The organism is Mesorhizobium sp. Root102, assembly GCF_001425625.1.
Taxonomy (GTDB): Bacteria; Pseudomonadota; Alphaproteobacteria; order Rhizobiales; family Rhizobiaceae; genus Mesorhizobium.
The window spans coordinates 164053-177198 of record NZ_LMCP01000012.1 but is presented as its reverse complement, the minus strand read 5'-3'; the positions used below and the strand labels follow the sequence as shown (position 1 = coordinate 177198).

The 13146-nt window shown below is 64.5% G+C and carries 14 protein-coding genes; 8 read left to right on the top strand and 6 right to left on the bottom strand.

From position 1 onward, the window contains the following. The first annotated feature begins 11 nt into the window (after positions 1-11). The 5 genes from ASD12_RS12000 (at position 12) to rpsP (ending at position 4410) form a co-directional block, all read left to right on the top strand. Positions 12-617 carry a DUF1236 domain-containing protein gene (locus ASD12_RS12000; RefSeq protein ID WP_056585661.1) on the top strand — a complete coding sequence of 202 codons (606 nt, stop codon included), beginning with the start codon at positions 12-14 and terminating at the stop codon, positions 615-617. A 181-nt stretch (positions 618-798) separates the two neighbouring features. Beyond that, positions 799-1761 carry a type II CAAX endopeptidase family protein gene (locus ASD12_RS11995; RefSeq protein ID WP_056585659.1) on the top strand — a complete coding sequence of 321 codons (963 nt, stop codon included), beginning with the start codon at positions 799-801 and terminating at the stop codon, positions 1759-1761. Positions 1762-2036: 275 nt separating this feature from the next. Then, positions 2037-3635: a signal recognition particle protein gene (ffh, locus tag ASD12_RS11990; protein ID WP_056585657.1), complete on the top strand. Its 1599-nt coding sequence runs from the start codon at positions 2037-2039 to the stop codon at positions 3633-3635. Between the two features lie 8 nt (positions 3636-3643). Further along, a complete protein-coding gene (locus tag ASD12_RS11985) occupies positions 3644-3970 on the top strand; it encodes a chorismate mutase (protein WP_056585656.1) in 327 nt (108 codons plus the stop codon). Positions 3971-4008: 38 nt separating this feature from the next. Beyond that, the gene (rpsP, locus tag ASD12_RS11980) at positions 4009-4410 is read left to right on the top strand and encodes a 30S ribosomal protein S16 (protein WP_013528800.1); all 402 of its coding nucleotides are present in this window, start codon (positions 4009-4011) and stop codon (positions 4408-4410) included. Positions 4411-4494: 84 nt separating this feature from the next. Here the strand turns inward: rpsP and ASD12_RS11975 are convergent, their stop codons facing one another. Next, entirely contained in the window at positions 4495-4758 is a 264-nt protein-coding gene (locus ASD12_RS11975) for a YMGG-like glycine zipper-containing protein (protein WP_056585654.1), read from the bottom strand. A 324-nt stretch (positions 4759-5082) separates the two neighbouring features. Between ASD12_RS11975 and ASD12_RS11970 the strand changes: the two genes are divergently transcribed. Next, positions 5083-5490 (top strand): ACT domain-containing protein, encoded by a 408-nt coding sequence (locus tag ASD12_RS11970; protein WP_056585653.1) that lies wholly within the window; start codon positions 5083-5085, stop codon positions 5488-5490. A gap of 335 nt (positions 5491-5825) precedes the next feature. Here ASD12_RS11970 and ASD12_RS11965 read toward each other — a convergent pair whose 3' ends face one another. Beyond that, positions 5826-6860 (bottom strand): aspartate-semialdehyde dehydrogenase, encoded by a 1035-nt coding sequence (locus ASD12_RS11965; RefSeq protein ID WP_027059343.1) that lies wholly within the window; start codon positions 6858-6860, stop codon positions 5826-5828. Positions 6861-6967: 107 nt separating this feature from the next. Then, positions 6968-7153, bottom strand: a complete 186-nt coding sequence (locus ASD12_RS34085) for a hypothetical protein (RefSeq protein ID WP_156398583.1) — start codon at positions 7151-7153, stop codon at positions 6968-6970. 145 nt (positions 7154-7298) lie between these two features. Here ASD12_RS34085 and ASD12_RS11960 point away from each other — a divergent pair, with 145 nt between their 5' ends. Beyond that, positions 7299-9170 (top strand): DEAD/DEAH box helicase, encoded by a 1872-nt coding sequence (locus ASD12_RS11960; protein ID WP_056585652.1) that lies wholly within the window; start codon positions 7299-7301, stop codon positions 9168-9170. Between the two features lie 23 nt (positions 9171-9193). Here the strand turns inward: ASD12_RS11960 and ASD12_RS11955 are convergent, their stop codons facing one another. Continuing rightward, a complete protein-coding gene (locus tag ASD12_RS11955; protein ID WP_056585651.1) occupies positions 9194-10609 on the bottom strand; it encodes a glycosyltransferase in 1416 nt (471 codons plus the stop codon). Between the two features lie 148 nt (positions 10610-10757). Between ASD12_RS11955 and ASD12_RS11950 the strand changes: the two genes are divergently transcribed. After that, positions 10758-11456, top strand: coding sequence for a DUF805 domain-containing protein (locus ASD12_RS11950; protein WP_056585650.1), 699 nt, complete (start codon positions 10758-10760; stop codon positions 11454-11456). Between the two features lie 68 nt (positions 11457-11524). Here the strand turns inward: ASD12_RS11950 and leuB are convergent, their stop codons facing one another. Then, positions 11525-12628, bottom strand: a complete 1104-nt coding sequence (gene leuB / locus ASD12_RS11945) for a 3-isopropylmalate dehydrogenase (protein ID WP_056585649.1) — start codon at positions 12626-12628, stop codon at positions 11525-11527. Positions 12629-12795: 167 nt separating this feature from the next. Further along, positions 12796-13146 carry a VOC family protein gene (locus ASD12_RS11940; RefSeq protein ID WP_056585648.1) on the bottom strand — a complete coding sequence of 117 codons (351 nt, stop codon included), beginning with the start codon at positions 13144-13146 and terminating at the stop codon, positions 12796-12798.

The window sequence follows — 13146 nt, the reverse complement described above, 5'->3', positions numbered from 1 at the left end:
GGAGAGAAACCATGAAATCCCTGTTGTTTCCGGCGGTCGCTGGAATGCTGACCGTGATGTCGGGCGCCGCCTTTGCCGACACCGCCGTCTCCGCCGTCACTGATCTCAACGTCCGCGCCGGGCCGGGCCCGCAATATCCTGTCATCGGCGTACTTGCCGCCGGCCAGTCGGCGACGCTCAATGGCTGCATCGAAAACAGCAAATGGTGCACCATCGCCGAGGCTGGCGGCCAGGGCTGGGTCTATTCCGACTATGTGACGGCCGATTTCAGCGGCACCCGGGTGGTTCTGACGCAGCGGCCGCACGGTTCCAGCATCGCGGTCGTCTCGCCGCCGGACGACATCGGTAACTACTCGACCGACTATACCGGCGCGATCGTTGCCGGCGAGCCTGTCGAGGACGCGTTTCCGCCACCGCCGCCCGAAATCAGAACCTATGTCGACACGCATCGCCTCGACCCCGTCTATCTCGACGGCGAGGTGGTGACCGGCGCCACCTTGCCCGACACCGTCGAGTTGCGCGAAATTCCGGACTACAACTACCGCTATGTCTATGTGAACGGCCAACCGGCGCTGATCGATCCGCAGACGCGGCGCATCATGTACGTCGTGCGCTGACCTGGATTTTAGCCAGGCGGCCGCGACAGCAGCGGCCGCCCGGTAACAGGCAGGCGGCAGTGCTGCATCCGCTGGACGTGCGGCGGCGCTCATCCGTGCGTGAATCCTTTGCGAAAATCGATTCCGATTTTCCGGACCATCGGCTAGATCAAAAGGCGATGAATTCGACAAAGGGGCCAGCGTGACGATCGATTCGGCCGCATTCGAGCGCTACCGGCAGTCACCGAACGCCAGGACGACCTTGCCGCGCCTTTTCCTCGGAACGGCGATCGTGGTCCTGTTCTGGGCCGCCACGACCGCGGCCGTGCTGTTCGGCGGCACCTATGTCTTCTTCGCCTGGCAGGCACCAGCGGGTCCGCCGCCCGAGGGAGTGATGCAGGGCTTCCTAGCTTCGCCCATCGGCATCCTCACCGCGCTCGTCTCTTTTGCCGGTATCTGGATCGGCCTGTGGGTCGCGATGCGCTGGGTGCATGGCGAGAAGCTGTCGGCGCTGATCGGCAACAGCCGTCGTATTTCGTGGTCGGACTTCCTCAAGGGGCTGATCGCGGTGCTGATCACCTCGCTCATATCCGAGATCCTGCTCTATCTCTTGCAGCCACAGATCGCGCGCGGCCCGATCAGCCTGTCGTCCTGGCTGCTGTTCCTGATCCCGATCGCCGCGCTCACTTTGTTGCAGACCTCGTCGGAAGAGGTGCTGTTTCGCGGCTATCTGCTGCGCGGCCTGGCCAACCGGTTCAGGAGCCCGTTCATCTGGGCGCTGTTGCCGACCCTGTTGTTCACCTCGCTGCATTGGAGTGCAAGCGCGGCGCCCGCCATCAACGCCTGCGTGCTCGTCTCGATCGCCGCTTTTGCGCTGCTGCTGACGCTTGTGGTCTATGCCACCGGCAATCTTGGCGCCGCCCTGGGTGCTCATCTCGGCAACAATCTGACCGGGTTTCTCCTGATCTCGCATCAGCAAAGCTACAATTCCTTTGCTCTGTTCACCGCCAGGCCGCTCGAAGGGCCGGGCTGGACGACATATGATGCCGTTCTCATCGCCTTTATCGGCATCGCCTGCAGCTTGCTGACGATCGTGCTGCTTTTGCATCCGCGTTCGCCGCTCAGGGTTGCCGCCGAGTTGCCCGACCAGTCGAGCACGGGCTGAATGCAGCCTGGAGACGGCCCAACATGGGCCTCGTCTTGACTCTGCGGCCGATTTCCTGTCTACACGCCCCGAATTCCGCGACGAGTATCCCTCCGAGCAAGCCGACCAGGACGCCGAAACCTCTTTGAGGTGGAGTGCTGTAAATCGATCCTGGAGGCCAACACCCGGCAGCGCTGAGCGCCCCCGGGTGCGTTTTGGTTTTGGGCTTTTGCTTGGACACTTGGCGCGAACGCATTACCTCTCGGGTCGAATGAACCGAGATTGAAGGAAGATCGATGTTTGAATCGCTTCAGGAGCGCCTTGGCTCCATCCTGAACGGCCTGACCGGCCGCGGTGCCCTGTCCGAGGCTGATGTCTCGGCGGCGCTGCGCGAGGTGCGCCGTGCGCTGCTCGAGGCAGACGTGGCGCTGGAAGTGGTGCGCTCGTTCACCGACAAGGTGCGCGAGAAGGCCGTCGGCGCCGCCGTGGTCAAGTCGATCAAGCCCGGCCAGATGGTCGTCAAGATCGTCCATGACGAGCTGGTCGAGATGCTCGGCGCCGAAGGCGTCGCCATCGATCTCAATGCCCCGGCCCCGGTCGTCATCATGATGGTCGGCCTGCAGGGCTCCGGCAAGACGACCACTTCGGCCAAGATCGCCAAGCGCCTTTCCGAGCGTCAGAACAAGAAGGTTCTGATGGCCTCGCTCGACACGCGCCGCCCGGCCGCGCAGGAGCAGCTGCGCCAGCTCGGCGAACAGGTCAAGGTCGCCACGCTGCCGATCGTCGACGGCCAGTCGCCGGTCGACATCGCGCGCCGCGCCGTGCAGGCGGCCAAGCTCGGCGGCCACGACGTCGTCATCCTCGACACCGCCGGCCGTACCCATATCGACGAGCCGCTGATGGTCGAGATGGCCGACATCAAGAAGGTATCGAGCCCACACGAAATCCTGCTGGTCGCCGATTCGCTGACCGGCCAGGACGCCGTCAACCTGGCCAAGAGCTTCGACGAGCGCGTCGGCATCACCGGTCTCGTTCTGACCCGCATGGACGGCGACGGCCGCGGTGGTGCCGCGCTTTCGATGCGCGCCGTCACTGGCAAGCCGATCAAGCTGATCGGCACCGGCGAGAAGATGGACGGGCTGGAGGAATTCCATCCCAAGCGCATCGCCGACCGCATCCTTGGCATGGGCGACATTGTCTCGCTCGTCGAAAAGGCTGCAGAAAACATCGACGCCGAACAGGCGGCGGCGATGGCCAAGAAGATGCAGTCGGGCAAGTTCGACCTGAACGACCTCGCCAGCCAGCTTCAGCAGATGTCGAAGATGGGCGGCATGGGCGGCATCATGGGCATGATGCCCGGCATGGGCAAGATGAAGGACCAGATGGCCGCCGCCGGTCTCGACGACAAGATGTTCGGCCGCCAGCTCGCCATCATCTCGTCGATGACCAAGGCCGAGCGCGCCAACCCGGATTTGCTGAAGCATTCGCGCAAGAAGCGCATCGCCGCCGGTTCCGGTACCGATGCGGCCGAAATCAACAAGCTGCTCAAGATGCATCGCGGCATGGCCGACATGATGAAGGCGATGGGCGGCAAGGGCAAAGGCGGCGGCCTCATGCGCGGCATGATGGGCGGCCTCGCCTCCAAGATGGGCCTCGGCGGCATGATGCCTGGCGGCATGGGCGGCATGATGGGCGGCGGCATGCCTGACCTGTCGAAGATGGACCCCAAGCAGCTCGAAGCGTTGCAGAAACAGGCCCAGGCAGCCGGCCTCGGCGGTGGCATGAAAGGCCTTCCCGGCGGCGGTGGCCTGCCCGGCCTGCCCGGCGGCATGAAACTTCCGGGGCTTCCCGGCCTCGGCGGTGGCGGACTGCCCGGCCTTGGCAAGAAGAAGTGAGGACACGGATGAACGAAGAAAAGGACATGGCCGACGCACGCACCATCCTGGCCGACTACCGCGCCTCGATCGACAACATCGACGCAGCCCTCATCCATATGCTGGCCGAGCGCTTCCGCTGCACCAAGGCGGTTGGCGTGCTGAAGGCGACGCATGGCCTGCCGCCGGCCGACCCGGCACGCGAGCAGCAGCAGATCGCCCGGCTTCGCCAGCTGGCGAAGGATGCCCATCTCGACCCGGATTTCGCTGAAAAATTCCTCAACTTCGTCGTCCGCGAAGTGATCCGCCACCATGAACAGATCGCCGCTTCCAACGGCGTGACGAAAACCAACTGAAACCCAATCAACGAACTTAGAGTTTTAGGAGAAAAGAAATGCCCTTGAAGATCCGACTGGCCCGTGCGGGCTCGAAGAAGCGTCCTTACTACCACGTCGTCATCGCCGACGCCCGTTCGCCGCGCGACGGCCGGTTCATCGAGTCGATCGGCTCGTGGAACCCGCTGCTGCCCAAGGATGGCGAACGCGTCAAGGTCGATGCCGACCGCGTCAAGCATTGGCTGGCGCATGGCGCCCAGCCGACCGACCGCGTGCTGCGCTTCCTTGACGAGGCCGGCCTCGTCAAGCGCGACGCCCGCTCCAACCCGAAGAAGGCCGAGCCGGGCAAGAAGGCGCAGGAACGCGCTGCCCTTCTGAAGAAGGCGCAGGAAGACGCCGCAGCCGCTGTTGCCGCTGCCGCAGCAGCACCGGCCGAGGCCGAAGCCGCTACCGCCGAATAGATATTGCTCTATCGCATCCAGGAAAACGGCGGGCCCCAGGCCCGCCGTTTTGCTATGTGGACTTCATTCTCGAATGCGGCCCGATCAATAGCCGCTCGGGCAGCGGTCGATGTAGACGCGGCCACGGCGATCACGGTAGCGGCATTCGCCACTCTCGCTCGCCCGGCCGATCAGCGCACCAGCAACAGCGCCGACAGCGCCGCCAACGACGGCACCCTCAATCGGATCGCCGGCGACGGCAGCGCCGACCGCCGCCCCGCCCAGTCCGCCGACAGCAGCGCCTTTTTCCGTTTGTGAACAAGCGGCGAGGGGCACCAGCAGGGCCATCAAAAGCATCGTTCTCTTCATTGTCGTTCCTCTCCGATAGGGAAACGCCTCCGCCGCCAAGCGAATCTCTAACTCGCAACTCGGCGATTTGATCCCAAAGACATTGCCGGCAAAGGGATTGAGGTCCCAGCAGGGGGCACTGGCTGGAGCGTTTGAATGTCCATGGTATCGCGGACGGGCGCCGATCCTCAGCCTCGCTGGTGTGTGGTGCGACAAGCCGGCAAGTCCAGCCGCCAGGGACATCGCCATGTCGTGGGTACAGCGCGCGGACTATCGGCACGCGCCGGTCGCGGATATTGAGGAGCATGTGGGCTGCGGCCCGTTTCTGCGGCCGAGAGAAGACGAATGACCGGCGAAACCGATCTGAAGACACTGCTCGCATCGATGACGCCGCAACTGCTCGCCGGCACCTATGTCTTCGCCACGCTGGCGCGTGGCGTCGCTCAGCCGGACGGCCTCGAACCGGTGATGGTGTTTCGTGAGCGCGAGGGCGTGACGCTGATCGTGACCGAGGAGGCGGCCAGCGCAGCTGCACTGACAGCTTCCTTCCGCTGCCGGATGGTGACGCTGAACATCCATTCGTCGCTGGAAGCCGTCGGCTTCCTCGCCGCCATCACCACGCGGCTCGCCGCCGCCGGCATGGGCGTCAATCCGGTCTCGGCCTTCTACCACGACCATCTGTTCGTCCCCGCCGACCGGGCGGAGGAAGCGCTGGAGCTGTTGATGGAGTTGGCCGAGAAGAACAGAGCGTAGCGCATCGGCGAAGCTGCCGATCTCCCCCTTCGTGGGGGAGATGCCCGGCAGGGCAGAGGGGGGCGTCAAGGAACGCCAACTTCGCTCATCTACGGCCAGTAAAATGGGTCTGCGAGTGCAACTGAGATCAATTGAGAGGACAGCGGGACAGCGCCCCCCTCTGTCCTGCCGGACATCTCCCCCACAAGGGGGGAGATTGGCTCCCGGCCGAAGGCCGAGCCCGCGACCGCGGCCGCCGGTGATCCGGCGCCCTCGCGGAGGGCCAGCCGCGCTAGCGGCGGTGCGGCCCGTGAGCGAAAATCAGGTCGGCCGCAGGCAGAGCCCGTGAGCGAAAACTAAGCCGCCTTCTTTTTCGGCTGGATCAGGCCGCGCTCGACCAAAAGCTCGGCGATCTGCACCGCGTTGAGGGCCGCACCCTTGCGCAGGTTGTCGGAGACGATCCACATCGACAGGCCGTTGTCGATGGTCGAATCCTCGCGGATGCGCGAGATGAAGGTGGCGTCCTCGCCGGCCGATTCCAGCGGCGTGATGTAGCCGCCGTCCTCGCGCTTATCCAAGACCTGGCAGCCCGGAGCCTCGCGCAGGATATCGCGCGCCTCATCGGCTGTGATCGGCTTTTCGAACTCGATGTTGACCGCTTCCGAATGGCCGATGAACACCGGCACGCGCACGCAGGTCGCCGTCAGCTTGATCTTGGGATCGAGCATCTTCTTGGTCTCGGCGACCATCTTCCACTCTTCCTTGGTGGAGCCGTCGTCGAGGAAGACGTCGATATGCGGGATGACGTTGAAGGCGATGCGCTTGGTGAACTTCTTGACCTCGACGCCATCGGCGACGAAGACCGCGCGCGTCTGCGTGAACAGCTCGTCCATGCCTTCCTTGCCGGCGCCCGACACCGACTGGTAGGTGGCGACGACGACGCGCTTGATGGTGGCGAAGTCATGCAGTGGCTTCAATGCCACCACCAGCTGCGCCGTCGAGCAATTCGGATTGGCGATGATGTTCTTGCGCGTGAACAGCGAGATCGCGTCCGGGTTCACTTCCGGCACGATCAACGGCACATCCTGGTCGTAGCGGAAGGCCGACGAATTATCGATGACGACGCAGCCCTGCTTGCCGATCTTCGGCGACCATTCCTTGGAGACGTTGCCGCCGGCCGACATGATGCAGATGTCGGTGTCGGAAAAATCATACTGGTCGAGCGTCCTGACCTTCAGCGTGCGGTCGCCGAACGACACTTCAGTGCCCTGGCTGCGCCGCGAGGCCAGCGCCACGACTTCGCTCACCGGAAAGCCGCGCTCTTCCAGTATGTTGAGCATTTCCCGGCCCACATTGCCCGTGGCGCCGACGACTGCAACCTTGAAACTCATCGAAAAATCTCCTGTCCCTCTCCGCTTGGTTTTTGGAGAAACCCGCTGGCCGATGCGGGTTCCGTCCCCCGGGCCGAACCCGGGAGAGGGTGGTTAGGCCAAGGGAATCACACCGTTTTGGTGGTGGTTTTGGCCATGGTTTTGCTGGAACGAGGAGACGCGCCGACGCGCCCGGCCCAATGATCTGCATTGAGGCTGGGGAAATCGAATGCAAGAAGAGCCATCGAAAGGCCGCGCATCGAAAAACGATCCCGTTCGAAGCGGGCTTTTACGCGGTTTGCGTCAAGAGTCAATTGCGATGAGCGCCCTGTTGCCCTGTACAATGGCGGCGGCACGAAGTACGAACGGCATGACTATCCGGCTCATGGAGCGTCCCGACGCCCGCCGAAGACAGACCCATTGCTGGGCATATAAGAATCCGAATTCCGAAAGAGTAAGATGTCCAACTTCGATGCACTCGTTCCCGCGCTGGCAAAGGCGCTGGAAAAACGCGGCTATTCCGAACTGACGCCGGTACAGAAGGCGGTTGTGGCGCCCGAACTCGGTGAGGCCGATGCGTTGGTTTCGGCGCAGACCGGCTCCGGCAAGACGGTGGCCTTCGGCCTCGCCTTGGCGCCAACCTTGCTCGGAGGCGCCGAGCGCTTCGGCCACGCGGCGGCACCGCTGGCGCTGGCGGTGGCACCGACGCGCGAACTGGCGTTGCAGGTGACGCGCGAGCTGGAGTGGCTCTACGAACTGACCGGCGCCACGGTGGCGTCCTGCGTCGGTGGCATGGACATGCGCTCGGAGCGGCGTGTGCTGGAGCGTGGCGCCCACATCGTCGTCGGCACACCCGGCCGGCTGCGCGACCATATCACCCGGCACTCGCTCGACATGTCCGCGCTCAAGGCGGTGGTGCTCGACGAGGCCGACGAGATGCTCGATCTCGGCTTTCGCGAGGACCTCGAATTCATCCTCGACGCGGCCCCCGCCGAACGCCGAACGCTGATGTTCTCGGCCACCGTGCCGCGCTCCATCGCAACGCTCGCGCAAGGCTACCAGCGCGATGCCGTGCGCATTTCGGCCGCCGGCGAGGAAAAACAGCATCTCGACATCGAATACCGGGCGCTGAGCGTTGCCCAGCCCGACCGGGAAAACGCCATCATCAATGTGCTGCGCTATTACGAGGCCAAGAACGCGCTGGTGTTCTGCAACACGCGTGCCGCCGTCAATCATCTGACCGCGCGCTTCAACAACCGCAACTTCTCCGTCGTCGCACTCTCCGGCGAACTCAGCCAGAACGAGCGCAGCCATGCCTTGCAGGCGATGCGCGACGGCCGCGCAAAAGTTTGCATCGCCACCGATGTGGCGGCACGCGGCATCGACCTGCCCAACCTCGAACTGGTCATCCACGCCGATTTGCCGACCAACCCGGAAACGCTGCTGCACCGCAGCGGCCGCACCGGCCGCGCCGGGCGCAAGGGCGTCAGCGCGCTGATCGTGCCCAACAGCGCCCGCAAGCGCACCGAGCGGCTGTTGCAGAACGCTGGCCTCAAGGCGACATGGGCGAGCCCGCCCTCGGCCGACGACGTGATCCGGCGCGACGACGAACGCATCCTTGCCGATCCGGTTTTCGACGAGCCGGTGAAGGATGACGAGCGCGGTTTCATCGACGCGCTGCTCGCCAGGCATGGCGCCGAACAGGTGGCCGCCGCCTTCGTGCGCCAGTGCCGCGCCAGCCGCTCGGCGCCCGAGGACCTCATGGAAATCGCGCCCTTCACGCCGTCGCGTGAAAGACCGGCGGGCGAAAACTTCGCGCGTCGCGACGAGGCACCCAGCCGCCGCGACGATTTCGGCGCCAGCGTCTGGTTCTCGCTGTCGATCGGGCGCCGGCAGAATGCCGAGCCGCGCTGGCTCATCCCGATGCTGTGCCGCACTGGCAGCATCAGCAAGCGCGAGATCGGCGCCATCAAGATGCAGCCCGATGAGACCTTCGTGCAGATCGCCGCGGACTGGGCCGACCGCTTCCTGGCCGCGATCGGTCCCGATCGCAAACTGCAAAACAACATCCTGGTGAAGCGGCTCGACGGCCAGCCCGATTTGTCGCGCGCCGGCTACCAGCCGCCAAGCCCCGACAAGAAACCGCACCGCGGCAAGGCGTCGTTCGACCCCAACGCCCCGAAGCGCAAATTCGAGAAACGCGCACCGGCATCAGCCGACCAGCGCCCGGCAGCCGAGCATGAGGCAAAGCCGTGGGCGAAGCCGGGCAAGCCGAAATTCGAAAACACCGGCGCGCCGAAGCACAAGAAGGCGAAGAAGCGCCCATCGTAGGGCTGGACCTGCCGGCAAGGCGCTCAACGTTCGGCGCGCGGGCGGGACGCACTTTCCTTCAGGCCTGCCTTGATGGCGGCCCAGCTTGCCGCCGCAGGCGTTGGCCGATACTTCTCTGCGATGCGCTCGACCAGAGAGGATCGCCACGCATGGTCCTGCGCCATCCTGCGGATCGCCTTGTACCAGCCTTGCTGGTCCTGCGCATCGACCGCCGGCATCAGGCCGCCGGTCGCCTCGATCAGCGACGGCGCTGTCGAGACGATGACCGGAACGCCGAAATCGAGACATTCCGACGCGCCGTAGCCCCAGCCCTCGATATGCGAGGGAAAGACGCCGAAGGAAGCGCTGCGATAGTAGCCGATGAGTTCCTCGTCGCTGACCAGCCCGGTGAACGTGACCCGCTCGAGCAGCCTGGGATGGGCCTTGAGATAGGCGCGCAGCGGATCGATCATCCAGCCCCAGCGCCCGACGCAGACGAGCCTCGGCAGCTTGACGCCCTCGTCAAGCGCCTGCTGCCAGATCCGCGCCAAGAGGATGTGGTTCTTGCGCACTTCGATGGTCGAGCAGTAGAGCACGAACGGCTCGTCGGTCTCGATGCGCGAGGTCGTGCCAGCGCGCGATGCGTTTGCATGCAGGATGGAGGGCATCGGAAAGCGATACACGACCGGCGCGGCGACGCCGGCTTTGCGCATATGATCGGCGAGTGTGGCGCCAACCTCGTCGGAGGCGCAAAACGCCGGAGCACCGGAGCGGACGAGGTGCTCGAGATAGGACCCGAAACGGGTCTCGCGAGGGCCTGCACCGAGCAGGTCCGGACGCAATGCCGGGATGAGATCGTGGCAAAGGAAAGCAAGATCACCCGCACCGCCCGAGACGGCGGATCGGTCTTCCTCGGTCAGGATATGATGGCTGATGAGCACCAGACCCGGCTCCGCCTGCGCGGCAAGGGGTGCAGCTTCCTGGCGCAAGCCCAACAGGGCCTGCCGGTACAGACGATAGGCACGGATCAGCAGCCTCGTCACCTGATAGGCAATCCCTTTGCGGCCATTGGTCACCGTCCTGGCGAGATGGCGGTCAGCGTCGCGCTTGCCCCACGGCTGCTGCCTGACTGCCTCGAGGGCCTGCGAAAGCGCCGTGCATCTCCCCGGCCATCGTTTGACATGATGCGGTGAAATCTCGCCCGCCGCGACATGGTCCTGCTCGTAGGGGGCAAGCGCGCGGAACCGGCCTTCATCGGCTCTGAACGCCACCACCTCCACGCATGGGTCGGGATCCGCCAACGCCGCGTTGATGAGAAAGCTTTCTACCCGTGGGATGCCGGCCAGGCCCTCGCCGGGCGGCCACAACATCAGGCCGGTGGCGTCGATGGCCAGCCTCGGAGGCCTTGCGGCCTCTCTGCCCTCTATCACGGCGCTGGTGTCGGAACGCTCGGCTGTCATTGTCTGCTTGTGGGTCTGCTTTTGGCAAAGGCGGTTGATGCCTTATGCTTCATTTGCCGCCAACACGGTAGCCATGCGGCCCGGTATTGCCCATCGGCTCGGCCCTGTGTCACACCTTCGGGCAGGGACGTGGCGAGAGGGGTGGCATATGCGCGGCGAAGTGCTTCACTATGACGAGGACCAGGGTTTTGGCTTCATCACCGGAGCCGACGGCAACCGCTATACCTTCACCCGCGAGAACCTGCGCCGGCAATCCGCCATGCCCAACGGCACGGCCGTCGAGTTCCAGCCGGGCGGCGGCCAGGCGCGCGACGTCTTTTCGATCGCCGCCCCGGCCGCCGCACACCCCGGCACCAAGGCCGCACTGGCCCAGGTCAGCGTTCCACCTGCAACAGCGCCTCCCGCGCAGCATTTCGGCCGGTCTTCCGAGACAGCCGAGCCCAGCGATCTCTGGGGCTATTTCTGGCGTGGCGTGACGCAGAACTATTTCAATTTCGCCGGGCGCGCGCGTCGCAAGGAATATTGGGGCTACTGCCTGTTCTGGACGGTTTGCCTGCTGATCATCGGCGGCACCGGCCTGTACACCGATATGGATATGGGCGGCTTCGACAGCGATATCTCGGGCGCGATAACGGTCGGGCTGTGCGGCACCTTCCTGCTGGCGACAATTCTTCCCAGCCTCGGCATGATCGTGCGCCGGCTGCATGACATCGGCCTGTCAGGCTGGTTCTGCCTGCTGATCCTGATCCCGACCATCGGCAGCCTGATCATCCTGGTCTTCGCGCTGATCCCGACGCAGGCTCGCGAAAACCAGTGGGGGCCGGTGCCGGCGGGCGTCCGGGTTTGACAGCCCCCAAGCCGTTTCAGCGTCGCGGACAATTTCGGTCGTCGCCCGGCGGACGATGACCGCCGCGATTATCCCAGGAACTTGGCGATGATCGCGTCGCCCATCTCGACCGTGCCGACCTCGGTCATGCCCGCGGACAGGATGTCCTTGGTGCGCAGGCCGTCGTCGAGCACGGCGGCGATGGCGCCCTCGAGACGGTCGGCTTCCGCCACCATGCCGAAGGAATAGCGCAGGCACATGGCGAAGGACGCGATCATGGCGATCGGGTTGGCAATGCCCTTGCCGGCAATGTCCGGCGCCGAGCCGTGCACCGGCTCGTAGAGCGCCTTGCGCTTCTTGGTCTTCACGTCAGGCGCGCCGAGCGAGGCCGACGGCAGCATGCCGATGGAGCCGGTCAGCATGGCGGCGATGTCGGACAGCATGTCGCCGAACAGATTGTCGGTGACGATGACGTCGAATTGTTTTGGCCAGCGCACCAGCTGCATACCGCCGGCATCGGCCAGCATGTGGTCGAGCTTGACGTCCGGATAGCGCGCCTTGTGGGTCTGGGTTACGACCTCGTTCCACAGCACGCCCGACTTCATCACATTGCGCTTTTCCATCGAAGTGACGTGGTTCTTGCGCGTCCGCGCCAGCTCGAAGGCGACGCCGGAAATGCGCTCGATCTCGAACGTGTCGTAGACCTGCGTGTCGATGCCGCGCTTCTGGCCGTTGCCGAGATCGATGATCTGCTTGGGCTCTCCGAAATAGACGCCGCCGGTCAGCTCGCGCACGATGAGGATGTCGAGACCCTCGACCACCTCCTGCTTGAGCGAGGAGGACGCCGCCAGTGCCGGATAGCAGATGGCCGGGCGCAGATTGGCGAACAGCTCCATGTCCTTACGCAGCCGCAGCAGGCCGGCCTCAGGGCGTACCTCGTAGGGCACCGCGTCCCATTTCGGACCGCCGACGGCGCCGAACAGCACCGCGTCGGCCGCCATCGCCTTTTCCATGTCGGCATCGGAGATCGCCGCGCCATGCGCGTCATAGGCGCAGCCGCCGACCAGACCGTCCTCGGTGGTAAAACCGCTGCCGAGCTTGTCGTTCATGGCTGATATCAATTTCTTGACCTCGGCCATGGCCTCCGGACCGATGCCGTCGCCGGGGAGCAGGAAAAGATGTTTCGTTGCCATGGAGAAACCGTCCCAGAAAGAATTTGAACCGCGGCCTTGCTAAACGCCGAACGGCCGACGCGCAAGCAGGAACGCGGGGATGAAATATGAGCAACGTTCTTTTGGCGATCCCTGGCCGCCGACATCTCAAGATCAGCACTCGCCTTGGCGCTTACAGACCTATGCCATCACCGATGCGAGAGAATGTTGACCAGCCGGCCGAACGGATCGCGCACATAGAAGCGCCGCACGCCCCAGGGCTCGTCGGCCGGTCCGTATTCGATGGCGAAGCCGGCGGTCTTCATGGCATCGAGCGCTGCATCGACATCGTCGACCTCGATCGACAGATCCGGCACCGGCGTGCCGGAGCCGCCATGTGCCATGAAACTGATCTGGACATCCATCTTTGCTTGGGAGCCGTAGGTGGCGATCCAGCCAAGGTCCATCAGCACGTCGAGGCCGAGTACGTCCTGGTAGAAGCGTTTTGCCGCCACGATGTCTTGCGTGGCGATGTTGGCAACGATGCGCTGGACTTTCAT

What these genes read in the sequence shown, in the direction of transcription:
- ffh (WP_056585657.1), top strand. Translation starts at nt 2,037, where the DNA reads ATGTTTGAATCGCTTCAGGAGCGCCTTGGCTCCATCCTGAACGGCCTG.
- ASD12_RS11940 (WP_056585648.1), bottom strand. Translation starts at nt 13,146, where the DNA reads ATGAAAGTCCAGCGCATCGTTGCCAACATCGCCACGCAAGACATCGTG.
- ASD12_RS11960 (WP_056585652.1), top strand. Translation starts at nt 7,299, where the DNA reads ATGTCCAACTTCGATGCACTCGTTCCCGCGCTGGCAAAGGCGCTGGAA.
- ASD12_RS12000 (WP_056585661.1), top strand. Translation starts at nt 12, where the DNA reads ATGAAATCCCTGTTGTTTCCGGCGGTCGCTGGAATGCTGACCGTGATG.
- ASD12_RS11985 (WP_056585656.1), top strand. Translation starts at nt 3,644, where the DNA reads ATGAACGAAGAAAAGGACATGGCCGACGCACGCACCATCCTGGCCGAC.
- leuB (WP_056585649.1), bottom strand. Translation starts at nt 12,628, where the DNA reads ATGGCAACGAAACATCTTTTCCTGCTCCCCGGCGACGGCATCGGTCCG.
- ASD12_RS11975 (WP_056585654.1), bottom strand. Translation starts at nt 4,758, where the DNA reads ATGAAGAGAACGATGCTTTTGATGGCCCTGCTGGTGCCCCTCGCCGCT.
- ASD12_RS11965 (WP_027059343.1), bottom strand. Translation starts at nt 6,860, where the DNA reads ATGAGTTTCAAGGTTGCAGTCGTCGGCGCCACGGGCAATGTGGGCCGG.
- ASD12_RS11955 (WP_056585651.1), bottom strand. Translation starts at nt 10,609, where the DNA reads ATGACAGCCGAGCGTTCCGACACCAGCGCCGTGATAGAGGGCAGAGAG.
- ASD12_RS11970 (WP_056585653.1), top strand. Translation starts at nt 5,083, where the DNA reads ATGACCGGCGAAACCGATCTGAAGACACTGCTCGCATCGATGACGCCG.
- rpsP (WP_013528800.1), top strand. Translation starts at nt 4,009, where the DNA reads ATGCCCTTGAAGATCCGACTGGCCCGTGCGGGCTCGAAGAAGCGTCCT.
- ASD12_RS11950 (WP_056585650.1), top strand. Translation starts at nt 10,758, where the DNA reads ATGCGCGGCGAAGTGCTTCACTATGACGAGGACCAGGGTTTTGGCTTC.